The sequence below is a fragment of the Allobosea sp. BE125 genome (assembly GCF_031456075.1).
GTDB lineage: Bacteria > Pseudomonadota > Alphaproteobacteria > Rhizobiales > Beijerinckiaceae > Allobosea.
The window spans coordinates 218,588-243,285 of sequence record NZ_JAVDTY010000005.1 but is presented as its reverse complement, the minus strand read 5'-3'; the positions used below and the strand labels follow the sequence as shown (position 1 = coordinate 243,285).

17 protein-coding genes are annotated in these 24,698 nt (G+C 63.4%); 12 read left to right on the top strand and 5 right to left on the bottom strand.

Features of this window, described 5'->3' with window-relative positions:
* Window positions 1-21 precede the first annotated feature (21 nt).
* Window positions 22-1,227: a polysaccharide biosynthesis/export family protein gene (locus tag J2Y55_RS13995; protein ID WP_310153986.1), complete on the bottom strand. Its 1,206-nt coding sequence runs from the start codon at window positions 1,225-1,227 to the stop codon at window positions 22-24.
* A gap of 424 nt (window positions 1,228-1,651) precedes the next feature.
* On the opposite strand from J2Y55_RS13995, the gene J2Y55_RS13990 reads away from it, so the two are divergent.
* From J2Y55_RS13990 to J2Y55_RS13950, 9 genes are all read left to right on the top strand, one after another.
* Window positions 1,652-2,635, top strand: coding sequence for a UDP-glucuronic acid decarboxylase family protein (locus J2Y55_RS13990; RefSeq protein WP_310153984.1), 984 nt, complete (start codon window positions 1,652-1,654; stop codon window positions 2,633-2,635).
* A 62-nt stretch (window positions 2,636-2,697) separates the two neighbouring features.
* Window positions 2,698-3,426, top strand: coding sequence for a WecB/TagA/CpsF family glycosyltransferase (locus J2Y55_RS13985; protein ID WP_310153982.1), 729 nt, complete (start codon window positions 2,698-2,700; stop codon window positions 3,424-3,426).
* A 217-nt stretch (window positions 3,427-3,643) separates the two neighbouring features.
* Window positions 3,644-4,657 carry an NAD-dependent epimerase/dehydratase family protein gene (locus J2Y55_RS13980; RefSeq protein WP_310154360.1) on the top strand — a complete coding sequence of 338 codons (1,014 nt, stop codon included), beginning with the start codon at window positions 3,644-3,646 and terminating at the stop codon, window positions 4,655-4,657.
* A gap of 263 nt (window positions 4,658-4,920) precedes the next feature.
* Window positions 4,921-6,396: an exopolysaccharide biosynthesis polyprenyl glycosylphosphotransferase gene (locus J2Y55_RS13975; RefSeq protein ID WP_310153979.1), complete on the top strand. Its 1,476-nt coding sequence runs from the start codon at window positions 4,921-4,923 to the stop codon at window positions 6,394-6,396.
* Between the two features lie 93 nt (window positions 6,397-6,489).
* Window positions 6,490-8,676, top strand: coding sequence for a GumC family protein (locus tag J2Y55_RS13970; protein ID WP_310153976.1), 2,187 nt, complete (start codon window positions 6,490-6,492; stop codon window positions 8,674-8,676).
* Window positions 8,677-9,214: 538 nt separating this feature from the next.
* On the top strand, window positions 9,215-11,347 hold the full coding sequence (locus J2Y55_RS13965; RefSeq protein ID WP_310153974.1) for a right-handed parallel beta-helix repeat-containing protein: 2,133 nt from the start codon (window positions 9,215-9,217) through the stop codon (window positions 11,345-11,347).
* A 217-nt stretch (window positions 11,348-11,564) separates the two neighbouring features.
* Entirely contained in the window at window positions 11,565-13,304 is a 1,740-nt protein-coding gene (locus J2Y55_RS13960; RefSeq protein WP_310153971.1) for a type I secretion system permease/ATPase, read from the top strand.
* Complete coding sequence (locus J2Y55_RS13955) at window positions 13,301-14,704, top strand: HlyD family type I secretion periplasmic adaptor subunit (protein WP_310153968.1); 1,404 nt, start codon at window positions 13,301-13,303, stop codon at window positions 14,702-14,704. The genes J2Y55_RS13960 and J2Y55_RS13955 overlap by 4 nt, the downstream gene beginning before the upstream one ends.
* Before the next feature lie 198 nt (window positions 14,705-14,902).
* A complete protein-coding gene (locus tag J2Y55_RS13950; protein WP_310153965.1) occupies window positions 14,903-16,312 on the top strand; it encodes a mannose-1-phosphate guanylyltransferase/mannose-6-phosphate isomerase in 1,410 nt (469 codons plus the stop codon).
* 125 nt (window positions 16,313-16,437) lie between these two features.
* Here the strand turns inward: J2Y55_RS13950 and J2Y55_RS13945 are convergent, their stop codons facing one another.
* Window positions 16,438-16,662 carry a hypothetical protein gene (locus J2Y55_RS13945; protein ID WP_310153963.1) on the bottom strand — a complete coding sequence of 75 codons (225 nt, stop codon included), beginning with the start codon at window positions 16,660-16,662 and terminating at the stop codon, window positions 16,438-16,440.
* A 231-nt stretch (window positions 16,663-16,893) separates the two neighbouring features.
* On the opposite strand from J2Y55_RS13945, the gene J2Y55_RS13940 reads away from it, so the two are divergent.
* Both J2Y55_RS13940 and J2Y55_RS13935 read left to right on the top strand, forming a co-directional pair.
* Window positions 16,894-19,263, top strand: coding sequence for an Orn/Lys/Arg family decarboxylase (locus J2Y55_RS13940; protein ID WP_310153960.1), 2,370 nt, complete (start codon window positions 16,894-16,896; stop codon window positions 19,261-19,263).
* A 15-nt stretch (window positions 19,264-19,278) separates the two neighbouring features.
* A complete protein-coding gene (locus tag J2Y55_RS13935; RefSeq protein ID WP_310153957.1) occupies window positions 19,279-19,842 on the top strand; it encodes a GNAT family N-acetyltransferase in 564 nt (187 codons plus the stop codon).
* 51 nt (window positions 19,843-19,893) lie between these two features.
* Here J2Y55_RS13935 and ppk2 read toward each other — a convergent pair whose 3' ends face one another.
* The 3 genes from ppk2 to J2Y55_RS13920 all read right to left on the bottom strand — a co-directional run bounded on the left by ppk2 (window position 19,894) and on the right by J2Y55_RS13920 (window position 22,371).
* Window positions 19,894-20,793 (bottom strand): polyphosphate kinase 2, encoded by a 900-nt coding sequence (gene ppk2 / locus J2Y55_RS13930; protein WP_310153954.1) that lies wholly within the window; start codon window positions 20,791-20,793, stop codon window positions 19,894-19,896.
* A gap of 418 nt (window positions 20,794-21,211) precedes the next feature.
* The gene (locus J2Y55_RS13925; RefSeq protein WP_310153951.1) at window positions 21,212-21,403 is read right to left on the bottom strand and encodes a hypothetical protein; all 192 of its coding nucleotides are present in this window, start codon (window positions 21,401-21,403) and stop codon (window positions 21,212-21,214) included.
* Window positions 21,404-21,471: 68 nt separating this feature from the next.
* On the bottom strand, window positions 21,472-22,371 hold the full coding sequence (locus J2Y55_RS13920; protein WP_310153947.1) for a LysR family transcriptional regulator: 900 nt from the start codon (window positions 22,369-22,371) through the stop codon (window positions 21,472-21,474).
* A 172-nt stretch (window positions 22,372-22,543) separates the two neighbouring features.
* On the opposite strand from J2Y55_RS13920, the gene J2Y55_RS13915 reads away from it, so the two are divergent.
* On the top strand, window positions 22,544-24,694 hold the full coding sequence (locus tag J2Y55_RS13915; RefSeq protein ID WP_310153945.1) for a hydantoinase/oxoprolinase family protein: 2,151 nt from the start codon (window positions 22,544-22,546) through the stop codon (window positions 24,692-24,694).
* Window positions 24,695-24,698 lie beyond the last annotated feature (4 nt).

The window sequence follows — 24,698 nt, the reverse complement described above, 5'->3', positions numbered from 1 at the left end:
GCGGGTGGAGCGGCGACGTGGTCATTGCCGGCTGGCAAGGCCCGTGAGTGAGCGAATGCTTGTCTGGGTCTCTTCAGATTGCTTGCTTTCGATCGGCCCCCGCTTTGGAGCGATCTGGATGATGTCACCCGGCTGCAGGGCGGTTTCGAAACTCGCCTGGATCGTCGCCGGTGCGAGGCCGGTCTGGCGCGTGATCCGGAGGTCCCAGTCGGTCGCCGCGCCGGCCCCCTCGCTGGCGACCAGCCTGCGGCGTCGGCCATCGGCGATTTCGCGCGCGGTCGGAATGCTGCGCTCGACCTCCAATATCTTCTGCCGTGTTTCCTGGAGCTCGAGGACGACGCGGCGCATATAGGTTGTGTCGAGCTCCCTCAGCCGGAGCGTCAGCTCGCCCAGCGATGTTTCGTTCTTGGCGAGCTCGGCCTTGATGCGGGCGGCGTCGCTGCGCGCGCGGGCATGTTCGCGCTCGCGCTCGACCTGAACGGTTCGGAGTGCATTGCCGGTTGCGGCTAGCTTGTTGTATTCGGACGACTGCTCTTGTGTCAGGTCGACCTGACGCTTGGCCAACTCGGCCTGCTCCGTCAAAGCGGTCCTTTCGGATGCAAGCCGCGCGACCTGCTGGCTCAGCAATTCGCGGTCGCCCTCGCGCGCACGGCGCTGGAAGTCGAGGATCTCCTGCTCTCCAGCCATGATCTGGGCGCTGCCCGGCGCCGGCGACGACAGCAGTGCAAGCTGCTTCACGCCGTCACGCTCCGCCTCCAGACGGAGCCGCCTCGCCGTCAGCGTCTGGAGCGACGCGCTGAGCAGCTGCTCGCGCTCGTCGGCAAGCAGGAGCTCGGACCTGAGAACGGCGAGCGACTCGTCGCCGACGCGGTAGCCGCCGGCCAGCGCTATGGCCCCCAGGACACTGAGCCCGTGCCGGAAAGGATAGGTCCCCGGCGAGCGAACCTCGCCCATGACGTAGACGGGCTTCAGTTCGGCGATCCGCAGGCTGACGACGGCATCGCGAAGATAGCCATCCATGAGCGCACTGCGGATGCGCCCTTCCGCTTCGGGCGCTGTCAGCCCACCGATCCGGATGCGCCCAGCCAGGGGCATGTTCACCGCACCTGACCCATCGAGCACGAAATCGCCGGAAAGATCCGACTGGCCGAAGACGGAGATCGTGACCTTGTCGCCGATCGAGAGCGTTTCGGCCGCTTCGCGTTCCGCCGCCGATGCGTCTGGCACCAAGAAGCTTGGAGCCGTGAAGAACAGGAAGGCGAGCAGCGCGAGCAGGGAATACCGCAGGCTGTGCCGTCCCGACCTGCCGAGATGGGCCGGCGTTGCGGATGCGGGACGAGGTTCCCGTTGATCAGTTGAGGCGTGCAAGATCAGCTCCGACCGTCCTGCCCAGGCAAATCTCAGGATGGGATGCTGGGCGGCGTCAGGATGTCAGGACTAGGTCCGCTTTCCGCGTTGCCATTCAGGCCAAGGCACGTCGCCACAGGATTAATCCCAACGTGCTGTGCGGCCGTCGCTGTAGCGCCAGGGCGTCATGCTGGGTCGCAGGGGTCCCACCAAGAGGATGACCCTCCCAAAGCGTCCTTTGAGAACGGAATGCTTACGGCAAAGCTGCGGCTCGTTCCCGTGCACGACCCGGCGGAGTTCCGACATGCAGAAGCGTATTCTCGTCACAGGAGGTGCTGGCTTTCTCGGCTGCCATCTTTGCGAGCGCCTGGTCGCTCAAGGTCATCAGGTCCTTGCGGTCGACAACTACTATACGGGTCGCCGCGAAAATCTGAGCGCGCTCCTCGGACAGCCTCAGTTCGAGGTGATGAGGCACGACGTGACCTTCCCGCTCTATCTCGAAGTCGACGAGATCTACAATCTCGCTTGCCCGGCCTCGCCGGTGCACTATCAGCGCGATCCCGTGCAGACCACGAAGACAAGCGTGCTCGGTGCGATCAACATGCTCGGCATGGCCAAGCGGCTCGGCATTCCGATCCTGCAGGCTTCGACCAGCGAGATCTATGGCGATCCCGACGTCCATCCCCAGGTCGAGGATTATCGCGGGCTCGTCAGCATCAGCGGACCGCGCGCCTGCTATGACGAGGGCAAACGCTGCGCGGAGACATTGTTCTACGACTACAACAGACGCCACGGCGTCGCGATCCGCGTCGCCCGCATCTTCAATACCTATGGCCCTCGCATGAACCTCGAAGACGGCCGCGTCGTCTCGAATTTCATCGTCCAGGCGCTACGCAACGAACCGATCACGCTGTACGGAGACGGTCGGCAAACACGCGCCTTCTGCTTCGTCGACGATCTGGTCGAGGGGTTGATGCGCCTGATGAACGTTACCGAGCCGCTGGATGGCGCAGTCAATCTCGGCAACCCGGTCGAGACGTCCATGGCCGAAATCGCCAACCTGATCGTTTCGATGACGGGTTCGCGCTCGCAGATCGTCTTCAGGCCATTGCCCCAGGACGATCCGCGTCAACGCTGCCCCGACATCAGCAGGGCGCAGGAGCTGCTGCACTGGAGCCCCCGGGTCCCGCTGCGCGAGGGTCTCGAGCGCACGATCGCATATTTCGACGACGTGCTGTCGAGGGTGCACGACCCGGTGCGGCGGGTCGAGGTTGCGAGGGCCGGCTGATGACATCGCAAACCTCGCTTCCTCACGCCCGCATCATGGGCGTGAATGTCAGCGCCATCACGATGGCGGACGCGCTGCGCGCGATCGAAGACTGGATCGGCCGGAAGGCTCACCACTTCGTCTGCATCACCGGCGTCCATGGGGTGATCGAAAGCCAGTCGGATCCGGCGCTCATGGCGATCCATGAACATGCCGGGCTGGTTACGCCTGACGGAATGCCTCTGGTCTGGATGGCTCGCAAGCTCGGACACCGCCATACGGAGAGAGTCTACGGCCCGGATCTGATGCTGCAGCTCTCCGCATTGTCGGCGGAGAAGGGCTATCGCCAGTATTATTTCGGCGGGGCCCCGGGGCTCGCGGATCGCCTGCGCGATCGCCTCACGGCGCGTTTTCCAGGGCTTGCTGTTGCCGGCACCTTCTCGCCGCCATTTCGGCCGATCCCGGCCGACGAGGACGAGGCGATGGTGCGTATGATCAACGATGCCAGGCCCGATATCGTCTGGGTCGGACTCAGCACCCCCAAGCAGGAATACTGGATGGCCCGACATGTCGGCCAGATCGACGCGCCCGTGATGATCGGTGTCGGGGCGGCTTTCGACTTCCTCGCCGGCACGAAGCGCCAGGCGCCCCTCTGGATGCAGCGAAACGGGCTCGAATGGCTGTTTCGCCTGTTGTCGGAGCCACAGCGGCTCTGGCGTCGCTACGGCAAGATCGTGCCGCAGTTCATGCTTGGCGCCAGCTTGCAACTTCTCAGGGAGAAGGTCGCGACAACGGCTACCCACAAAAGATAGCTCGTCTCAAGAGAGGTATAATTCGGTTTGACCACTGCTGGAGCCGGATGATTTCAGATGAAATCACGCAGTGATCCCATTTGAAATCTGAATCCGCCTCTCATCCAGAAAATTCGAGCAGGATCAACACGAAAACTCGGTCTCCATTTTTCGTATCCGGCTCTGAATAAGATAAAAATCGTTGTCCCTGAAACTGAATTCTATGTGGAGTGGTCTAATGTCTCAGAAATCTGTTTTGGTCACGGGTGCTGGCGGCTTTATTGGCTTCCATCTGGTCAATTATTTGAAGAATCGTGGTTACAAGGTCCGCGCCGTCGACATCAAGGACCCGGAATACCAGGTCAGCTCGGCGGACGAATTCCGGATCCTGGATCTCCGCGAGATCGAGGACTGCCGCGAGGCCGTTCACGGCGTGTCCGAGGTCTACAACCTCGCCGCGGATATGGGCGGCATCGGCTATATCTCCGGTGCGCATGCCTCGATCACCTACAACAACACGATGATCAGCGCCCAGATGCTCAAGGCCGCGCACGACGCCAAGGTCGAGCGCTTCCTGTTCTCGTCGTCGGCCTGCGTCTACCCGCAGCATCTCCAGGATGTACCTTCGGTGGTGCCGCTGAAGGAAGAAGATGCGTTCCCGGCCGATCCGGAGCCGGGATACGGGCTGGAGAAACTTTATACCGAGAAGCTGTGCCAGTACTTCACGGAAGACTATGGCTTCCAGACCCGGCTGGTCCGCTTCCACAATGTCTACGGGCCGCTCGGAACCTATGACGGCGGCAAGGAGAAGGCGCCCGCCGCCATCTGCCGCAAGATCGCGCACGCGAACTCCGGCGATACCATCGAGGTCTGGGGGGACGGCAAGCAGACGCGCTCCTTCATGTATATCGACGATTGCGTCGAAGGGATCTATCGCATCATGCGGTCTGATTATTCCGGGCCGCTGAATCTCGGCACAGATGAGCTGGTCGACGTCAGTGGACTCGTCGACATCATCGCCGAGATCGCCGGAAAGACGATCCTCAAGCGTTTCAACACCAATCGCCCGCAGGGCGTCCGCGGCCGAAACAGCGACAACAGCCGCCTGCGCGAGGTGCTCGGATGGGAGCCGCTCATCCATCTCAGGCAGGGACTGATTCCGACCTATGCCTGGATCGAGGGGCAGGTGAAGGCGGGCGGAGCCGACCGCCAGGCTTTGATCGAGCCAATTCCGAGGGTCGCAGCCCAATAGAGCCGGATGACTTCGGATGGGCTCACACAGTGATCCCATCCGAAGTCTGAATCCGTCTCTCATCAAAGAGCGAGAACAGGACAGATACGAAAAACCGGTTTCCACTTTTTCGCGTGCTGCGCTGGAGCGTTTTCGCGCGAAGTGGGTATCGGTCTGCGTGAAGAAAGCGCGTTAAAACAATGACCTAGAGCGATTGAACGATCCAATTCGAGAATTGCTCTAGCGCAGCCAGGTTCTGCCATCACGTGACACGGGAGTTCGCTATGCCGGACGTTGTCACCACCGTCGTTCCATCCGCGATCGCCATCGCAAAGCCGAGCCACCAGCTCGGTGCGAATGTGGCTCCTGCAATGCGGCGGCAGCTAGTTGCCGCTGCGTTGCTGGCGGGAGATCTCGTCGCACTGACGATCGTCGCAGGCATCCTGCAGCTCGGCGCGGCGATAGTGGCAGACGATACCAGAATCGCCATGGCGAGCCTGATGTTGGTCTGGGTTCCGGCTCTATGCGGGGCGCAGGCCTGCTTCGGGCTGTACGGCTCGGAGCGCGCCGAACCCGTCGACAGGCTGCGCCGGCGCACATTTGGCAATGTCACGGCGGCCGCAGTGGTGATCGCGTGGCTGATGATCGCAGCGCCACCCTCCCATTTCTGGGGCTTCGTCGTCATCGGGGCGGCCCTGACCGTTATGCTCGGCTATTATGTCGAGGCGCTCGTCCGGAGCGTATTGCTACGCCACTCGCTATGGACCGCCCCCACCATCCTCTACGGAACGATGTCGGCCTGCGCGGCTCTTGCACGCAATCTGGTTTTACGACCGGAGTTGGGGCTGAGGCCGGTCGCCATACTGACCGATGATGACGGCTATGCCTTGTCCGACGTCGGACAGATGGCGGGTATTCCGGTCATCACTTCCGGACAGGCCAATGTCATCTCCTCGCGGATCGAGGTCGCTCTTTGCGCATCGGGCGATCTACGCGGAGAAAAGGCGGACTGGCTTGCGCGCCTGCCTTTGCGCCAGATCTTCGTCGTTCACGATGCCTCTGCGCTTCAGGTCCTGAATCCGCGGCTGCGGGCGATGGGCGGGTTGCTCGGGCTCGAGCTGCGCAGCGCCATTCACATGCCTCGTAATCTGCGCCTGAAGCGCATTGCCGATCTCGTGGTGGCGATACCGCTTGCTGTCCTGGCACTCCCCGTGGTCGTCCTGTTCGCACTTGCCGTGAAGGCGGTCGATGGCGGCTCCGCCTTCTATGCACAGCCACGGATCGGCCGGAACGGCCGCATCTTCAATGTCTACAAGCTTCGCAGCATGTATGCGGACGCCGAAGCGAGGCTGGCCGCCCATCTTAGCGCCGACAGCGCCGCGCGGCAGGAATGGGAGCGGTTCTTCAAGCTGTCGAACGACCCTCGGATCCTGCCCAGAATCGGGCAGTTCATCCGCCGGTCCAGCGTCGATGAGCTGCCGCAGCTCTGGAACGTCCTGCGCGGCGATATGAGCATCGTCGGGCCGCGGCCGTTCCCGGCCTATCACAGCCAATGCTTCGACGTCGCGTTCCAGGTCTTGCGGACGAGCGTACCGCCCGGCCTGACGGGCTTGTGGCAGGTGACCGACCGCAGTGACGGCGACCTCGCGGTCCAGAAGCAGCAGGATAGCTTCTACATCCATAACTGGTCGTTCTGGCTGGACTTCTACGTCCTGCTCCAAACCGTTCCGGCAGTGCTGCTGGCGCGAGGTGCGAAGTAACGCGCCGCAAGCGGTTTCGCGTTTGCGGGACACGGGGCGCAGTCGACCGCGACCCTCATTCGGATCAATCGAGATCAGCCGGGGCAAGCCATCATGGATTTCTTCAGCGAAATGCGAGGCTCTCGCCAGCCGGCGACATTGTCGAGCCACTATGATGCCGTGAGCTTCGATTTTCTTGCGATGCTTTGGCAGCGGCGCGTGCTGATCCTGTCGATGGCCTGCGGCAGCATGCTTATCGCAGCGTTGGCCACGATGATCATGCCGCCGCGCTACGCGGCCGATCTGGTGCTGCAGTTCGATTTCACGCGCGAGGATGCCACGAGTGGAGGCGGCAAATCGAGCAGCGTCGCGCTCGATGCTTCGACGCTCGTCGAAAGCGAAGCGCGGATCATCCGCTCGCTTGCGACGGCGCGCGCCGTCGCGTCGCGCATGGGGCTCGATAGCGAACCCGAGAAACCGGCCTCATCGCTGTCAGGCCTGCTGGCGGGTGCAGCCGAGCTGATCTTTTCTTCGCCGGTTCGCAACCGCATCCGGGACTTTCTGGGGCTTGGCGGCGCAGGTCCCATGACCGTGCCGGCGAGGCGCGACATCGTCGCGCAGAAATTGTTGTCGTCGCTGACGGTCAGCAACGATGCGAAGGCCTATCTGATCACGCTCAAGTATCAGGATACCGACCCCGATCGCGCTGCGCGGATCGTCAATGCCTTCGGGATTGAGTATCTCAGGCGGAAAATGGAGGCCACTGCGAGCGCCTCGCAGCGCTCCAGCCAGTGGTTTGGCCTGCAGGCGCAGGAGGCGCGCACCAATCTCGTCAGGATCGACAAGGAGATCGAGGACTTCCGTATCCGGACCGGCTTCGTCGAGCTCGGCCAGGACGGTGCCGACATGCAGCAGCAGCAGCTTCGCGACATGCTGGCCCAGCTCAATGCCGCCTCGGTCACGCGCCTGGCGGAGGAGACGCGCCTGCATCGTGCGCAGGTGTCGCTTGCTGCCGGCAATGTGCCGCAGGCGACGGATCTCGGCGGGTCTCCGGTCGTTCAGGCGCTTTTGGACGAGGAGGGAAAGGCGCGCAGGGCCCTGGACGAGATGGTCAGCTCGGCGGGCGATCGCCATCCCGCGGTCGCGCGGCTCAAGCTGACGCTTACATCTGTGCAGGAACGGCTGAAAAAGCAGCTGGTCCAGTCGGTCGCCAACATCGAAACCGATGTGCAGGCCGCCCGGGCTGCCGAGGCTGCGCTGTCGCTGCGCGTTGCGGCACTCCAGACGAAATCCATTGAGTCCCGAGGGCTGGAAGGCCAGCTGAAAACCCTGCAGGCCGAGGCGACGGCCGCGCGCGATCGGCTGAAGCAGCTCTCGGACGCACAGCAGCAGTCCAGCGCCGTGAGCGAACTGAGGCCTGTCGTGGCGCAAATCCTGGCACCCGCCGAAGTTCCCTCGCTGCCGGCTTCCGCCAGCCCGACGCTCGTGCTCGGCCTCGCTTTGATGGGCGGGCTTGCCGCAGGGGCATCGCTCTCCTATGCGCTGGAGAAGCGGGATCGCGGTTTCCGCAGCGAAAACGAGTTCGCGGCAGAGACCCGCGTCAACTGCGTCGGCCTTCTTCCCAATCTCGAGCATTATCCGAGCGGGCTGGAAAGTCTCGTCTTCGCCGAAGCGGTGCGATCGACGGTGGCTGGAATGTTTCCTCCCACCAACCCACCGAAGGTCGTGCTGATCACGTCTTCGGCGCCGGGCGAGGGCAAGTCCTTCGTCGCCTCCGCCATGGCCCGCGTGCTCGCGAAGATGGGGCAGCGGGTCCTGGTGGTGGATGGTTCGCCCCGGCGCCTGCTGCTTGGCGAAAACTTCCCGCACGAAGCTCTGCTCGACCAGTGCCTGCCTCAGGGCGGCGACGTCGCCGCGGATGCGACCCCTGTCGCGACGGTCCGGCGAGCATCCGGCCTGCGGGACGGCCAGAACGTCTACTCGAATCCGGCGTTCGAGGCGATGCTGCGCGAGGCGCGGGCGAGATACGACATCATCCTGTTCGAGGTCGCGCCCGTACTGCTCTCGGCCGACAGCGCATTGCTGCGCGAGCACGCCGACACGGTGCTGCATGTCGTCAAATGGAACGATACGCGCAAGACGACTGTCGCGACGACGCTCGACCATCTCGCCCGGTTGGGGCTGGATGTCGGGGGCATCGTGCTTAACTGCGTCGATCTCGAGGAGCAGGGGCGTTATAACGCCTCCGACCGCGGCCAGATCTACCGGGATTACAAATCCTTCTATCAGGCTTCGGCATGAGCAGGCGCTCTCGCCACCCAGGTCTGCGCTTGCTGGCGAGCACGGACTTCAGCTGTCAGGGCTGCGGTTCGCCCGCCGTTTCGCTGCCACGCGACCTCTCGGCCCAGGGGCTCGTGGTCTGCGATCGCTGCGGGCGTCCGGTTGCGACTCTCGCCGCCTTCCGGGGCTACGTCGATCGCCTGGCGGCGGGCCCCGAGTTCTGCGACCACCATCTGACGGTTTGCCATTCTGACGCTGCGGAGCCGTCTTCATCCACAGGATGAGGGGCAATTCCGAAGGCTACAGCGCGTTGATATAGTGTGCCAATTTTGCACAACTAGTACTAATGCACTAATTCCCTTTGATATAAATCCGGCTTGCTGGGTAGAATAGCCTTGCTGCCCTGGGGTATCTAGAGGCGCGACCACACCTCAAGTGTTCTCGCCTTGAAAGGAGCCCCTTTATGGCTAATTTTTACGTTTCCTCAACAGGAAATGACAGCAATACCGGACTTGACGCATCATCGGCTTTCGCGACCTTGGAACGTGCCCAGGAGGCCATGCGGCAGAGCGGCGGTGCCGATACGGCCTACCTCGCTGGAGGTACCTATCATCTTGACAGCCCACTCCACCTGACATCTGCGGATTCCGGCTCGTCCTTCGTGGGCATGGCCGGGCAGAATGCCGTGGTCAGCGGCGGCACGCCGGTAACCGGCTGGACACAGGGTGCGAACGGCATCTGGTCGGCCCATGTCGACGATGCCCAGGTCCTGCAACTCACGGTCAACGGCGTCCAGCAGGTCCAGAGCCGCTTTCCCGCCGCCGATCCGAGCGATCCCATCCGGGGCGGTTGGCTCTGGGGGCAGGATCTGCCCAGCGGATCCGATCCCGGCAAATCGCTTGCATTCAATCCGTCGGATTTTCCCGCCGGTCATGCGCCGCAGGTCGGCGCGACGGTCACGGTCTTTTCGGAGAACGGCTACGCTAACGACCATCTCACCATCGCGTCCATCAAAGGCAACGTGATGACCTTCACCACCGAGGCCAATTACGATCTGGGCCCCGCGAGTAGATTCTATGTTTCGGAGAAGACGCCGGACAGCGTCGGCGAATGGTCGTTCGACAGTCAAACGCACACCGTGTTGTTCAAGGCTCCGGCGGGCTTCGACGGCCAGGGGGCCGTGGTCTCGGATGATCACAGCCTGTTCGTTGTCGATGGCGCCAAGGATGTCAGCATAAAGGGCCTGACCTTCACCGATACGGCTGCAGCTGCAGGCGACCCCGTCACTGCGGCGGTCGAGGTGCATGACGCGACCGGGCTGACGGTGGAATCGAACCATTTCGTCAATGTCGGCGTTGGTGTGGTGCTGCATGGCGACAGCAGCGGAAACCTGATCTCGAACAATAATTTCGAGCATACCTGGTCTAGCGCAATCGCGTTGAGCCCTGGGACCAGCGGCAACCAGATTTCGAACAACGTGATCGATCATTCGAACGAGGCCTTCGTTCAATTTGGCTCGATCGACATGCAGGAATCGGCGCACAACCAGATCGACCACAACACGATCACCAATGTGCCGCGCTTCGGGATTTCGGAAGTCAATTACGACCCGAACCAGGTTTCGGGCGGAAATGTCATCGAATACAACGACATTCGCCATTCCGGTCAGCAGACGCCCGATGTCGGCGCCATCTACCTGTTCTCGCACGAGGATCCCGGCGCGCTGGGGGATACGATCCGATACAATCACATCGTCGATACCGGCGGCCTCAATACGCATGACGGCGGGTTCGTCGCCGGCAACGACATGAGCTCCGGCATCTATCTCGATAACCTCGCCAGCAACGCGCAGATCTACGGCAATTTCGTTCAGGGAACGGCCTTCAGCGGCATTCTCATCCATGGCGGATCGGGCAACGAAATCCACGACAACACGCTGCTGGACAACGGTAAATATGGCATTTCGACCATCGGTGTGGACGGCTACACGATCACCGGTAACGAGACCTACGAGAACTTCATCCAGGTCTCGAAGGATGGCAGCAACACGATCGATACCGATCAGACCAATCCAGGCCTGATCCACAACAACGTCTACTACAATCCCGATGGCGCGGCGCTGACGGTAGCCGATGTCTCGCTCGCGAGCTTTCAGCAGCGCGGCGGCGATGCCGGCAGCGTCGTGACGACTCAAGGAGGCTTCGCCGATGCCGCACATGGCGACTACAGCTTCACGACTGGATCGGTCGCGCAGTCGCATGGCATCGAGACGGCTGCGTTCGGGTCTTCCGGCGCCACGATTGCGGATTCGGAGCCGGTCACCGGCACGCCGGTGACATCACCGAGCACCGGCGAAACGCCGGTCACAGTCGAGCCCACGACGCCTGTAACGGAAACACCGCCGGTCACGGTCGAGCCTACGACCCCGGTCACGGCGGAACCGACGACGCCTGTCGCGGAAACGCCGCCGGCCACCAGCCCGGACGTGATTTCGATCCCCGAGGTCACATCGCCTCCGGTGGTCACCACGCCGGTTGCGCCGTCGGTCCCGACGACCCCGTCAAGTGGGGGCGGTCATCACGGCTCCTGGGGCGATCATGGCGGTGGCCGCAACTGGTTCCAGGATATCCAGGCGCGCCAGGACGACGACAACGACCGCCACCACCAGTCCTCGCACTGGCACTGGCACTAGTCGGTCGCGGGCCTAACCCATGACGACGACCCGGTTCCACCGTCGGAGCCGGGTCGTCATTCATCCGTGAAGATCCCGCATCCGCGATGACCCCGCATCGATGAAGAGCCCGTATCCACGATGACCCCGGTCGGCGCTGATTCATCGCCTGTCGAGCGGGTATCCGCATTGCTTCGTTCATCCGAGCTTCGCGATCACTCCGAGGAACCCAACGACTATGCTTTCGCAAACGGTTCGCAATCTGACGCCTGCATTCGCTTCACTTTTCGGGCTGTCCTTCGTGCTCAACCTGTTCGTCTTCGTTTCCCCGATTTATACGATGCAGATCTATGATCGGGTGCTGACAAGCCGGAATGGCACGACGTTGGTCATGCTCTCGCTGATCGTGCTTGTCCTGTTTGCAGCTTATGCTGCGCTCGAGCATTTCCGCAGCCGCGCGCTCGTTCAGCTCGGTCTATGCGTGGATCGGGCGTTGTCCGAACCGGCTTTCGAAGCTGCTTTTCGCGGCGCATTGGAAGCAAAGGGCTCGCAGCAGGTCGTGCCCGTTCGTGACGTGGAGACCTTGCGCGCCACATTGTCGGGCAGCCTCGTGCCGGCTCTCATGGATGCGCCTTGGGTCCCGATCTATCTTGCTCTCTGTTTCGTCCTCCATCCCGCGATCGGCGTCGTCGCCACGGTTGGAGCGGTCGCAATCCTGGGTGTGGCCCTGCTGAACGAGCGCATGACCAAGAATTCCCTGGTTCATGCGTCGGAGCTCGGTCACAGCGCGAGCGAGCGCCTCGCCGCATCCCTCCGGAATGCCGAGGTCATCAAGGCATTGGGGATGGGTCGGGCAATCCGCGGCGAGTGGCAGGCCCGGCACGAGCGAGCTCTCGAGCATCATACGCGGGCGGCCAACCGGGGCGGAACGCTGCTGGCGGTCACCAAGCTGTTGCGGCTCGCGCTGCAATGCGCCGTTCTTGGCGTCGGCGCCTATCTCGCCATCAATCAGAACATCGCGGCAGGCGTGATCTTCGCCGCCTCGCTGATCATGGGGCGGGCTCTGGCCCCCATTGAGGGCGCCGTCGGCCAATGGAAGAGTTTCGTGTCGGCCCGCAGTGCCTTCCAGCGGCTCGGCACGAGCTTGAAGACACCGTCCGATAGCGGCGGCATGACGCTGCCGCATCCGGCCGGGTCGCTGCGCGTCGAGGGGTTGAGCGTGCGCGCTCCCAATGGGCAAGCGCTGCTTTTGCACAATGTCTCGTTCGAGGTGGAGCCAGGCGAGATTGCGGCAGTCATCGGGCTGACCGGCTCCGGGAAATCCTCGCTCGCTCGCGCGCTGGTTGGCGTCTGGAAGCCCGTTCAGGGCGTCGTCCGCCTCGACGGCACCGACATCAGCCATTTTTCCGATGACCAACGCGGCCGTGTCCTCGGCTACCTGCCGCAGGATGTCGAACTGTTTGCCGGAAGCGTGCGCGACAACGTAACCCGCTTCGATCCCTCCGCCACTGACGAGGCGGCCGTCGCCGCCGCCTCCGCCGGCTCGGCGCACGACCTTATCCAGAGTTTTCCGGACGGATATGCGACGCAGATCGGTGACGACGGTGCGACCCTCTCCGGAGGGCAGCGGCAGCGGATCGGCCTGGCGCGGGCGCTCTATGGCCAGCCTGCGCTGGTCGTGCTCGACGAGCCGAATGCCAATCTGGATATGGATGGCGATGCCGCGCTTGGTCGCGCCTTGGCGGGCCTGCGCGCCGCGGGCGCGATCGTCGTGGTGATCACGCATCGCCCGCAGCTTCTGTCGCAGGTCGACAAGATCATTCTCATGCAGAAGGGCCAGGCCGTCAGGGTCGGTCTGCGCGATGAAATCCTGCCGGTGTTGCTGCAGCCCGGCGCTGGGGCGAGCGTTCGGCCGCCACAGCGCGTTCAGGTGCGCAGCGGCGAGCCGGTTTCGGTGGCAAGGTGGGGGCGGCGATGAAACTTACATTCAATCCTGCGATAGGGCGCTATCTTGCGATAGGGCGCCAGCGCCTCGAGCCGGCGCTTGCCATTCTGAAGCGCTGGCTCCCGCCGGCCGGGGGCCCTATCGAGGGGGGCGGCGATTGGCGCGCTCCGGTTCGGAAGGGCTACATCGTCGTTGCCGTCGTGCTGGGCGTGGGTGGCCTCTGGTCGGCGACCGCTCGCCTCGATAGCGCCGTCGTCGCTCATGGCAGCGTTGTCGTGGAAAGCGACCGCAAGGCGGTTCAGCATCTCGAGGGCGGCCTGGTCGAGGCCATCGTCGTGCGGGACGGCTCGGAGGTTAGAGCCGGAGAGGTTCTGCTCAGGCTCGATACGACGCATGCGGCCGCGCAGAAAAGCGTGTCGCGGCTGGGTGTGTTGCAGGCATTGGGCGAAGAGGCGCGGTTTGCGGCCCAGATCGACCGGTCTGATCGCATCGATTTCCCAAAGGAGCTGACCGATGCTGTAGAGACCGGGGAGGCGCGCCGCATCATTCTCGACCAGGAGCGGCTCTTCAAGGAGCGTGCTTCGGCCCAGAAGCTGGAAGTCTCCATTCTGGGTGAGCGGCTGTCGCAGTCCCAGAAGCAGCGCGACTCGACCGAGGCACAGCGCGATTCCGCGGCCAGCCAGGCAGCCAGCATCAAGGACGAGCTCGCCAAGCTGCAGCCTCTGGCCGATCAGGGTTATATCGCGGCAACGCGCATCAACCCGTTGCGCCGGTCATTGACGGAGCTTCAGGGCCGTATCGGGTCGCTGGAGGCCGATCTGATGCGTTTCTCCGTCGCCAACGACGAAATCCGGCTGCAGATGAGCCAAATCGGCTTGCGCGCTGCCGAAGAGGCATCGACGAAGGTCGCGGAATGCCGGGTGAAGCTCGCTGATGCGCGCGAAAAGCTGCGGATGGCCGAGGATGTGCTGGCGCGTGCGGAGGTTCGCGCGCCGCGCGCCGGCCGGATCGTGGCCTCGAAGGTCCACACCGTGGGAGCGGTGGTCAAGCCGGGCGAGACCATGATGGAAATCGTGCCGCAAGACGACGAGCTCGTCGTCACCGCCAAGATTTCGCCCCTGGACGTGAACAACCTTCGCCCGGGCATGGCTGCGGAGGTGCGCTTGCCCTCGTTCAAGGGTCGGGCGACGCCCTTCACGGTCGGCGAGGTCAAATCCGTCGCAGCCGATACGCAGCGCGACGAGGTCTCGCAGCAGATGGCCTATGAGCTGCGCGTCAGCATCTCAGCATCGGGCTTCCCTCCGAAGATCCGCGCCAAGCTCAAGCCGGGCATGCCGGCCGACGTCTTCGTCCCGACCGGTGAACGAACGGCCCTGGCCTATCTGATGCAGCCCCTGCGGGATTCCATGCGTTCGGCCTTCAGGGAGGAATGAGGCCACGCCGCGGGGCCGAGTGAACTCATGGGGCCGCAGGGCCGATTTGTTCGGCGCGGTCCACGCCACATGCGGCCGACTGCTCGCGGCATGCACGACGCAAACAGGGTAGCGCGAGCCAAAACAGGGTACGACCGAATCGGGGCTATTGCCGGAAATGCACCGTGCTAGATCAGCGTCTTCGAGGAGCTGATCCGCATGCATCCGAAGATCATTCCTGTCGTCATGTGCGAAGGGGCCGGCATTGGTTTGTGGCCTGTCTCTCGCAACACCATGCCGAAGCAATTCATCCCGCTCTTTGGCCGGGACTCCGCCTTTCAACGCACGGCAAGACTCCTGTCCGACGCGGCTGTCTTTGACAGGCTCGTTGTCGTCGCCAGCACGGAACACCGTTTCACCGTCGTCGATCAGTTGCAGGCGATCGGGGTGAAGGCCGAGATCGTGGTCGAGCCGGTTTGTCGCGGCTCCGCTTCCGCTGTGGCGATCGCGGCCGAGCTTGGTCTTGCCCGCGATGACGCTGCGCTTGTTGGCGTCTTCGCCGCTGATCATGTCGTGCAGGACGGCAGGCTTTTCGTCGAGACCTGCACCAGAGCCGCAGCTGTGGCCGCTCAAGGCGGCATCGTGACGATCGGGATACCACCGGCCTATCCTGCGACGCGCTACGGCTATATCCGCCCCGGCTCGGAGATCACGGATGGCGCGCATCAGGTCGAGGCCTTCGGCGAGGCCACCGATTCCGTGCAGGCGGCGCGCTATCTCGCGGACGGCTATCTGTGGAATTCGGGCAACCTCATTTTCAATGCGGCGACGATGCGCGCCGAACTCGAGGCATTCGAGACCGATGTGATGACGTCCATCGGCGAGGCTGTTGCGAACGGAGGTCACGAGCTCGGATTCCTGACGCTCGAGCCGCGTGCTTTCGCCAAGGCGCCGGAGGTTTCGATAACCGCCGTGCTGGAGCGGACGCAGATGGCGTCCGTGATCGCCGGGCAGTTCGGCTGGTCGGATGTCGGGTGCTGGTCCGCGGTCTGGGAGCTTTCCGAGAAGGGGGCGAACGGCAACGTCGTCGAAGGGCGGGGCTATGTGGTCGATGGCGCCAACAACCTGCTGCGCTCCGAGGATGCTCTCCTCACTGTCGTGGGCGTAAACGACATAGCCGTCATCGCGACGCGCGATTCCATATTGGTGGTGCCGAAGGCCATGGCCGGCAAGGTGACCGACGTTGTCGCTCTGCTCACGGCAAATGGCGAGCCGGAAGCCGGCAGCCATCGCGAAATCCACCGGCCCTGGGGCAAATACCTTTCGATCGATCTCGACACGCGTCACCAGGTCAAGCGCATCACGGTCAAGCCCGGCGGCGTCCTGTCCCTCCAGAAGCACCACCACCGAGCCGAGCACTGGGTCGTGGTGCGCGGGACGGCCGAAGTCACGCGCGATGACGAAATCATCATCGTGCACGAAAACGAGTCGATCTACCTGCCGATCGGCTGCGTCCACCGCATGGCCAATCCCGGCAAGATCCCGCTCGATATCATCGAGGTCCAGGTCGGCTCCTATCTCGGCGAAGACGACATCATCCGCATCGAGGACATTTACAAGCGATGCTGAGCTGAGAGATCCAGATCTGAAGCTTCTGCCTTGTGCGGGCTCGTGATGGAACTATCCGGCTCCGCCAGCTCTTTTGGACATGGCTTGCTTCCCGCTAGACCGCAGGCAATGCGGCCTGCCTGACACTACTCTTCACCGCGTCGATGCAGTGCGGGTTGGTGGAGTTTGCGCGCCGAGCGGGTGTCCGTTTCGCACTGATCGATCATCATCGCGAGCGCGGCCAGGACGATGTCCTTCTTCGAGGCGTCGGGATGCTCAGTGCGAACTGCGTTGAACAGGTCCTTCGCATCCGAATAATGATGGGTGAGGCGAAGCAGCGTCGCATTCAAGCTTTTGCTCTTGGACGACATGGTGAAGCCCTTTGCGCGACTAGCCCGGCGCGCAGCGGTTCATCGGGACCGCGCTTCTCGCCGCGCGACAACCCAGCTCGAGCGCTCGTCTGGGGACCTAGCCTTCGCTGTCGTCGATCGTCAAGGCAGCCTCCATCTGCTCGATCGACATCGTCACAAAGAGAGGCCGATAGTCGCCGGACTGTCATGGAACTCGCCGACACCTTCGGGGATCCAGCCAGCGGAGCAGACATGGACTATTTCAGGCGCTTCACCTTCCTGTTCGCGACGCCGAGTTTCGACGCCGAGGATCTCGAAGGCATAAGGTTCAACCAGATCGTCGATGAGATCGAGCGGTCCGGCTTCGAGGTCGTGAAGGCCCGCAAGCTCGAAGATGCCGAAATCGCCGTGCAGACTGATGCTGCCATCGGCTGCATGGTCGTCGACTGGGGCAAGAAAGGCCTCGAAGGCAAGACAGCGGCCCTGATCAACCTGATGCGCCGCCGCGGGCTCGACTTCCCGATCATCCTGCTGATCCGCCGCAAGCGCTTCGAGGATCTGCCCGTCGAGGTGCTCGACTTCATCGACGGCTATATCTTCCTGTCCGAGGAGACGCCGCCCTTCATCGCCAAGAGCCTGATCAGCCGCCTCAAGCAATATGCCGAGACGCTGAAGACGCCCTTCTTCGGCGCGCTGGTCGACTATGCCGAGGAGGGCAACCATCTCTGGACCTGCCCGGGGCATAATGGCGGCGTGTTCTACAGCCGCAGCCCTATCGGCCGGGTCTTCATGGAGCATCTCGGCGAGGCCGTCTTCCGCGACGATCTCGACAATTCGGTGCTCGATCTCGGCGATCTCCTGACCCATGAGGGCCCGGCCCTGAAGGCCCAGAAGGAGGCGGCCCAGATCTTCGGCGCGGAGAAGACCTATTTCGTCCTCAACGGCACCTCGACCTCCAACAAGGTGGCGCTGGCGGCGCTGGTGACCGATGGCGACCTCGTCCTGTTCGACCGCAACAACCACAAGGCGGCTCATCATGGCGCCCTGATGATCGGCGGCGGCATCCCGGTCTATCTGCCGACGATCCGCAACGCCTGGGGGTTGATCGGCCCGATGCGCTGGGACGCTTTCGACGAGGAGGCGCTGCGCGAACGCATCCGGACGCATCCGCTGGTCAAGGACCCTGACGCCTGGCAAAAACCGCGCCCCTTCCGCGTCGCCGTGGTCGAGCAATGCACCTATGACGGCACGATCCACAGCGCCCAGATGATCCTGAAGCGCATTGGCCATCTCTGCGACTATATCCTGTTCGACGAGGCCTGGGCCGGCTTCATGAAGTTCCACCCGCTCTATGCCGGGCGCTTCGCCATGGGGCTTGCCGATCTGGGGCCGGACTCGCCCGGCATCATCGCGACGCAGTCAACGCATAAGCAGTTGGCGAGCTTCTCCCAGGCTTCGCAGATCCACATGAAGGACCGGCATATCCGCGGCCAGAAGCGCCGCGTCGAGCATCGGCGCTTCAATGAGAGCTTCATGCAATATGCCTCGACCTCGCCCTTCTACCCGCTCTTCGCCTCGCTCGACGTCGGCGCGCAGATGATGAAGGGGCGCTCCGGCGAAGTGCTCTGGGATGACACGATCCGGCTCGGCATCGAGCTGCGCAAGAAGATCCGCGCCGTGCGGCGCGAATTCGAGGAGAAGGAAATCCTGCCGGAGCGGCGCTGGTTCTTCGAGCCCTTCGTGCCCGACCGCGTGACGATCCCCGATGCGGCGCGCGAGGGGGCGGTCCATGACGTCGCCTGGGAAGCGGTCGGCACTGACCAGCTCGCCAGCGACCCTTCCTATTGGCAGCTCGCTCCGGGCGCCGCCTGGCATGGTTTCTCCAATCTGGAGTCGGGCTTCGCCATGACCGACCCCAACAAGCTGACGCTGCTGACCCCTGGCTTCGACCGCGCCACGGGCGGTTATGCCGAGCATGGTATCCCGGCGCCGGTCGTCGCCCAGTTCCTGCGCGAGAACCGGATCGTCGCCGAGAAGAACGACCTCAACTCGCTGCTCTTCCTGCTGACGCCGGGCGTCGAAGCCAGCAAGGCCGGCACGCTGATCAGCGGGCTCGTCGCCTTCAAGAAGCTGCATGACGACAATGCGTTGCTGGAAGACGCTATTCCCGAATTCTACCGGCGCCGGCCTTCACGCTATGCCGGCGTGCGCTTGCGCGATCTCTGCGGCCAGATGCACCGCTTCTTCCGCGAGGCCGATGTCAGCGCTTTGCAGGCAAGGCAATTCTGCGCCGAACATCTGCCGGAGATCGCCATGTCGCCCCATGATGCTGCACGCTGCCTCGTCCGCAACGATGTCGACTACCTGCCCATCGATGCCATCGCCGGGCGCATCGCCACGACGCCCTTCGTGGTCTATCCGCCCGGGATCGCGACGATCGTCCCCGGCGAGCGGCTGACCGAACGGGCCCAGCCCATGATCGACTATCTCAAGATGTTCGAGGCGAGCTTCAACGCCTTCCCCGGCTTCGATGTCGAGATCCAGGGCGTCTATCGCGAGGTCGACGCGGCCGGGCGGGTGCGGCTCCATACCTATGTCGTCAGCGAACAGGCCCATGGCTAAAGGCTGCGACGACTGATGGAAAACCAAACCCCTGTCATCATCCGGCCGTCACGCGATACCGATGTCGAGCCCATGCTGGCGATCTATCGCCGCCATATCAGGCGCGGTATCGAGGCCGGCGTCGAGGATACCGGCACGCCCCAGCCCGACGACCTGCGCGACCGGCGCAAGAATCTGCGCAACCGCCGGCTGCCGCATCTGGTCGCGACGCTCGGTGGCGAGGTTGTCGGCTATGCCTATGTCGTGCTGTTCCGCAAGCGCCCGGCCTATCGCTACACGGTCAAGCACTCGATCTATGTCCACCACGACCATCTCGGGCGGGGGATCGGGCGATCGCTGCTTCAGGCGCTGATCGATTCCTGTGCGGCTGCGGGTTTTCGTCAGATGATCGGCTATATCGATGCCGAGAACGCCGCATCGCTGGCGCTTCACGAGAGGTTCGGTTTCGCCAGGGTCGGCCTTCTGCCGGGCGTCGCCTATCGCTACGGCAAATGGTCCGACAGCGTCATGGTGCAGAGATCGCTCGGCGCCGGCGCCACTGCGCCGGTTACGGCAAATGGGCTTCCGCCGGCCTCGTGAACATCGAGAGGGTGTTGCGAGGCCGGAGGAGGGCGCTCCATTCGCCCGGCCTCAGTACAGCTCCGGGACGTAGAGCTCCGGCGGGACCGGGTGCCGGGAATAATCCGAATTGCGCACACGCTCGGGCAGGATGATGTCCGATTTCGGCACGCTCTCATACGGGATCTGGCCGAGCAGATGGGTGATGCAGTTAAGCCGCGCCCGCTTCTTGTCGACCGCCTGAACGACCCACCACGGGGCCTTCTCCGTGTGGGTGCGGGCGAGCATGTCTTCCTTTGCGCGGGTGTAGTCCTCCCAGTGGACGCGGCTCTCCATATCCATGGGCGAGAGCTTCCATTGCTTCAGGGGATCCTCGATCCGCATGCGGAAGCGGAATTCCTGCTCTTCATCCGTGATCGAGAACCAGTATTTGATCAGGATGATGCCGGATCGCACGAGCATATGCTCGAAATCTGGAACCGAGCGGAAGAACTCATCGAGTTCATCGGGGGTGCAGAAGCCCATGACGCGCTCGACGCCAGCGCGGTTGTACCAGCTGCGATCGAACAGCACCATTTCGCCGGCCGTGGGCAGGTGCTGCACATAGCGCTGAAAGTACCATTGATGGCGTTCGCGCTCGCTGGGCGCCGGCAGGGCGACGACACGGCAGATCCGCGGATTGAGCCGCTGCGTGACGCGCTTGATCACGCCACCCTTGCCAGCCGAGTCACGTCCCTCGAAGAGAACGACGACCTTGAGCTTCTTGTACTGGATCCAGTCCTGAAGCCGCACGAGCTCATGCTGCAGCCGAAACAGCTCCCGGAAATAAACCTTGCGGTCCAGCACTCCACCCATCGGAGCCAGACCTTCGGAAACGAGTTCGTCGAGCCGGTCCTCCTCGAGCTGCATCTCGAGCTCTTCGTCGAAGCTGTCTGCGATTTCGGCTTTAATGCGCTCCAGATCGTTCGTCATGAATGCGGACCTTTGAAACGGCTTTTAGAAGATGATCGGGGATCTCGTGGATGGGCGAGCATGCTGATGCGCCGTGATCGCAAGGACCGCGACGGGCCATTGGCCTGGACGCGGAATCCCGCGCTGCGGACTGAGTTGCTCCAATCTCCCATCGCTACAATGTCGGTGGCGCAAATGACGGGACGATGAAGGTGGCGGGGTATGCGCGCCCCGCTGAAGGGCTTCACGACCTCGATGTTCCGGTAACAGGTCAATCGATCCAGCCGAATGGCCTGCGCGCAATGACCGAGGCGCGGCCGCGCCGACATGCCGGATTCGATGAGAACGTCGCAATGCGAGAGGTAGGCGCGAGAGGTCGACCGACATCTATCCATCGATCGCGGCTTCGGCGCTATCGGCCCGCATGGGGTCCAGACATCTACTGCGCGAGTGCTGCGCGTTGCTTGAGGAGGGCGTCGAGTATGTCCTGCTGCTCGTTGATGCGGTCCGCATTGCGGTCTTCGTCGGCGGCACCCGAAAAGGCGGACGCCTGTTCCATCAGTTCTGCGAGGTTGGCGCGGGCGATGGCGATACGTTCATCGAGTTCTACGAGGGCGGCGGCGTCAGGCATGGGTACGTCCTTTCGGGTTGATCAGGTTGTCTGCCGAGCGATCTTGCGAGCGATCTCGATTGACCTCCTCAGGCCGCGTTCGGCTTCCAGTCGACGACCTCGGTCGCGAGATTGGCCGCTGCCTCGATGATCGGCCGCGCCGGCATCGTGACATAGGATGCGGTGAAATTCATCGGCGTGGGAACCCAATCGCAGTGGAGGGCGACGAGTTCGCCGGATTCGAGGAAGCGCTCCACCAGCGGCGACGGCAAGGTCGCGATGCCCAGGCCATCCAATGTCATGTTCAGACAGGCTGCCAGATTGCTGGACGAGACCGGGCGGCTGAGCCGGCTGCTGTTGCGCTTGAAATAGTCGACGACCTCGGCATAGGGCCGCGTATTCTTGGCATGTGTGAGAATGGGAAACCGGGCGAGGTCATCGGCCCCGGCGGGGTCGGGCAAGGCTGCGGCGAATCGGGGTGCGGCGACCCATGGCAGCGCAACCGTTCCCAGCGGAAGATTGGCGACCGAGAGGTCCGAGACCGGCCCATTGAGGAAGGCTATGTCGAGCGAGCCGTCGATGAGGTTGCGCTGGAGGTTGAAGGTGAGGTCCACGCTCAGTTCGACGACGACGTCGGGGAAGCGCACCGCCATCTCGCGCAGGAAACGATGCAGCCAGGTCTGGGCCACGGTTTCCGCGACCCCGAGCCGCATGACGGATTGCCGGCTTGTCGTGTCGCCCGCCTGGAGCAGCGCCTCGGTCGCCTCAAACGCCTTCGCTGCCAAGGGAAGCAAGGCCTGGCCCTGATCGGTGAGCACGACGGAACCCGCGTCACGTTCGAACAGGCGTTGGTTCAGGACCCTTTCAAGCGCCGAAATGCGCGCCGAAATATTGGGCTGGGTCGTATTCATCTGTTCGGCGACACGGCGGAAATTCCGAAGCGAGGCCAGCCGGACGAAGGTTTCGATCTGTTTGAGCGTGATCTGCATGAGCCACCTGGCCTGCGTCGCTTTGATGAGGCGTCGCAGGATAGATATTTTCTATCATCTCAAGATAATCAAATAATTAGACCTGATTGTCGATCGCAGCCATCTTTTCGCCGGTTGGGATGGGCTGGCAGCATCGCTCGGCTCCCTGACAGGCATTGAAAGGTGGCTTTCCGTGAGCGGCGCTGCATCGTCCAAAACTACATCGTCCCGAGGTACATCGTCTCTTGGCAATCTCGGCGCCGATATCGGCGGCACCTTCACCGACGTCGTGCTGGAAATCGGTGGCGAGACCTTCTCGGCCAAGGTGCTGACGACCTATGATGCGCCCGAGCGCGCCATCATCGAGGGCATGCACCGCGTCTGCGCGAAGGCCGGCGTGACGCCCGCCGCGATCGGCCGGATCATCCACGGCACGACGCTCGCGACCAACGCATTGATCGAACGCCGCGGCGCGAAGACGGCGCTGATCACGACGGAGGGCTTCCGCGACGTCATCGAGATGCGTACCGAGAGCCGGTTCGAGCAATACGACCTCAACCTGACGCTTCCCCAGCCCCTGCTGCCGCGCAACCGGCGCTATACGCTGCGCGAGCGCATCGGCGCCAATGGCGCGACGCTCATCCCGCTGCTGCGCAAGGATGTCGTTGCGCTGGCCGAGGAGATCGCGGAAGCAGGCTATGAGAGCGTCGCCGTCGGGCTGATCCATTCCTATCTCGACCCGGCGCATGAGCGGCTGGTCCGCGAGGTTCTGCTGGAGCGTATCCCGGGGCTTGCGGTCTCGATTTCCTCAGAGGTTTCGCCCCAGATGCGCGAATATGAGCGCTTCAACACCGTGGTGGCGAACGCCTACGTCAAGCCGATGATGAAGCGCTATCTCGCCAGCCTAGCAGCGAAGCTGGCCGATGAGGGCGCCGACTGCCCGATCTTCCTGATGCATTCGGGCGGCGGGATCATGTCGTTGGATGGGGCGGCGGAGTTTCCTGTCCGCCTCGTCGAATCCGGACCTGCGGGCGGCGCGATCTATGCAGCCGATGTCGCGGCGCGCTTCGGCCTCGACCGCGTTTTGTCCTTCGACATGGGCGGAACCACGGCCAAGATCTGCCTGATCAAGAACCAGACGCCGAAAACGAGCCGGGTCTTCGAGGTGGCGCGGAGCTATCGCTTCAAGAAGGGCTCCGGCATGCCGATCTCTATTCCCGTGATCGATATGGTCGAGATCGGCGCCGGCGGCGGCTCGCTCGCCCAGGTCGACTCGATGCGCCAGACCCGGGTCGGCCCGGAGAGTGCCGGTTCGGAGCCGGGGCCCGCCTGCTATGGCCGCGGCGGAGCAAGGCCTGCGGTAACGGATGCCGACGTGATGCTCGGCAAGATCGACCCCGCCAGCTTCGCCGGCGGCAGCATGGTGCTGGACATCGCCGCATCGCGCCGCGCCGTAATGGCGCATGTCGCCGACCCGCTCGGGATGAGCCACGAGACCGCAGCCTTCGGCATCGTCGAGGTGGTCGACGAGAATATGGCCAATGCCGCCCGTGTCCATGCGGTCGAGAATGGCGAGGACCTCGCCGGCTACACGATGATCGCCTTCGGCGGTGCGGCGCCGCTGCATGCCGGGCGGCTCTGCGAAAAGCTTGGCATCCAGCGTCTGCTCGTGCCGCCAGGCGCGGGCGTGGGCTCGGCGATCGGCTTCCTGCGGGCGCCCTTCAGTTTTGAGGCGACCCGCAGCGTCTATATGCGTCTGGCTGCATTCGACGCGTCGACGGTGCGCGGTCTCCTGTCGGAGCTCGAAAACGAAGCCACGACCTTCGTGCGCTCCTGCGACGCACAGGCGCCGCTCAGCGTCGAGACCAAGGTCTATATGCGCTATGTCGGCCAGGGCTGGGAAATCCCGATCGACGTCAGCCACGCCGCGCCGACGATCGACGCCTATCGCGCCCTGTTCGAGGCCGAATACGCCAAGCTGTTCTCCCGGACCGTGCAGGGGTTGGATATCGAGATCACCGTCTGGGCGGTCAATGCAAGCACGGCGAAAGCGGTGCCGGTGAGGGCGCAGGCGCTGGGAACTCTGGTGCCGCTGACAGCGATCTCGCAACGCGAGGTCTTCGATCCCGCCCACGGGGCCCGGCTGATGGCGGGCCTGTTCCAGCGATCGCAGATCGCGGTCGGCCGGGTGGCGGAGGGGCCCTGCGTGATCGTCGAGGACGAAACCACCATCATTGTGCCGACGGGCTGCTCGGCGACCTGCCGCAGCGATGGCTGCATCGAGATATTCAAACATGGGTCCGAGCCCGCGAAAGCGCGCTTGGCCGAGATGGTCGAGGCCTGAGCCA

What these genes read in the sequence shown, in the direction of transcription:
- J2Y55_RS13990 (WP_310153984.1), top strand. Translation starts at nt 1,652, where the DNA reads ATGCAGAAGCGTATTCTCGTCACAGGAGGTGCTGGCTTTCTCGGCTGC.
- J2Y55_RS13985 (WP_310153982.1), top strand. Translation starts at nt 2,698, where the DNA reads ATGGCGGACGCGCTGCGCGCGATCGAAGACTGGATCGGCCGGAAGGCT.
- J2Y55_RS13980 (WP_310154360.1), top strand. Translation starts at nt 3,644, where the DNA reads ATGTCTCAGAAATCTGTTTTGGTCACGGGTGCTGGCGGCTTTATTGGC.
- J2Y55_RS13975 (WP_310153979.1), top strand. Translation starts at nt 4,921, where the DNA reads ATGCCGGACGTTGTCACCACCGTCGTTCCATCCGCGATCGCCATCGCA.
- J2Y55_RS13970 (WP_310153976.1), top strand. Translation starts at nt 6,490, where the DNA reads ATGGATTTCTTCAGCGAAATGCGAGGCTCTCGCCAGCCGGCGACATTG.
- J2Y55_RS13965 (WP_310153974.1), top strand. Translation starts at nt 9,215, where the DNA reads ATGCGGCAGAGCGGCGGTGCCGATACGGCCTACCTCGCTGGAGGTACC.
- J2Y55_RS13960 (WP_310153971.1), top strand. Translation starts at nt 11,565, where the DNA reads ATGCTTTCGCAAACGGTTCGCAATCTGACGCCTGCATTCGCTTCACTT.
- J2Y55_RS13955 (WP_310153968.1), top strand. Translation starts at nt 13,301, where the DNA reads ATGAAACTTACATTCAATCCTGCGATAGGGCGCTATCTTGCGATAGGG.
- J2Y55_RS13950 (WP_310153965.1), top strand. Translation starts at nt 14,903, where the DNA reads ATGCATCCGAAGATCATTCCTGTCGTCATGTGCGAAGGGGCCGGCATT.
- J2Y55_RS13945 (WP_310153963.1), bottom strand. Translation starts at nt 16,662, where the DNA reads ATGTCGTCCAAGAGCAAAAGCTTGAATGCGACGCTGCTTCGCCTCACC.
- J2Y55_RS13940 (WP_310153960.1), top strand. Translation starts at nt 16,894, where the DNA reads ATGGACTATTTCAGGCGCTTCACCTTCCTGTTCGCGACGCCGAGTTTC.
- J2Y55_RS13935 (WP_310153957.1), top strand. Translation starts at nt 19,279, where the DNA reads ATGGAAAACCAAACCCCTGTCATCATCCGGCCGTCACGCGATACCGAT.
- ppk2 (WP_310153954.1), bottom strand. Translation starts at nt 20,793, where the DNA reads ATGACGAACGATCTGGAGCGCATTAAAGCCGAAATCGCAGACAGCTTC.
- J2Y55_RS13925 (WP_310153951.1), bottom strand. Translation starts at nt 21,403, where the DNA reads ATGCCTGACGCCGCCGCCCTCGTAGAACTCGATGAACGTATCGCCATC.
- J2Y55_RS13920 (WP_310153947.1), bottom strand. Translation starts at nt 22,371, where the DNA reads ATGCAGATCACGCTCAAACAGATCGAAACCTTCGTCCGGCTGGCCTCG.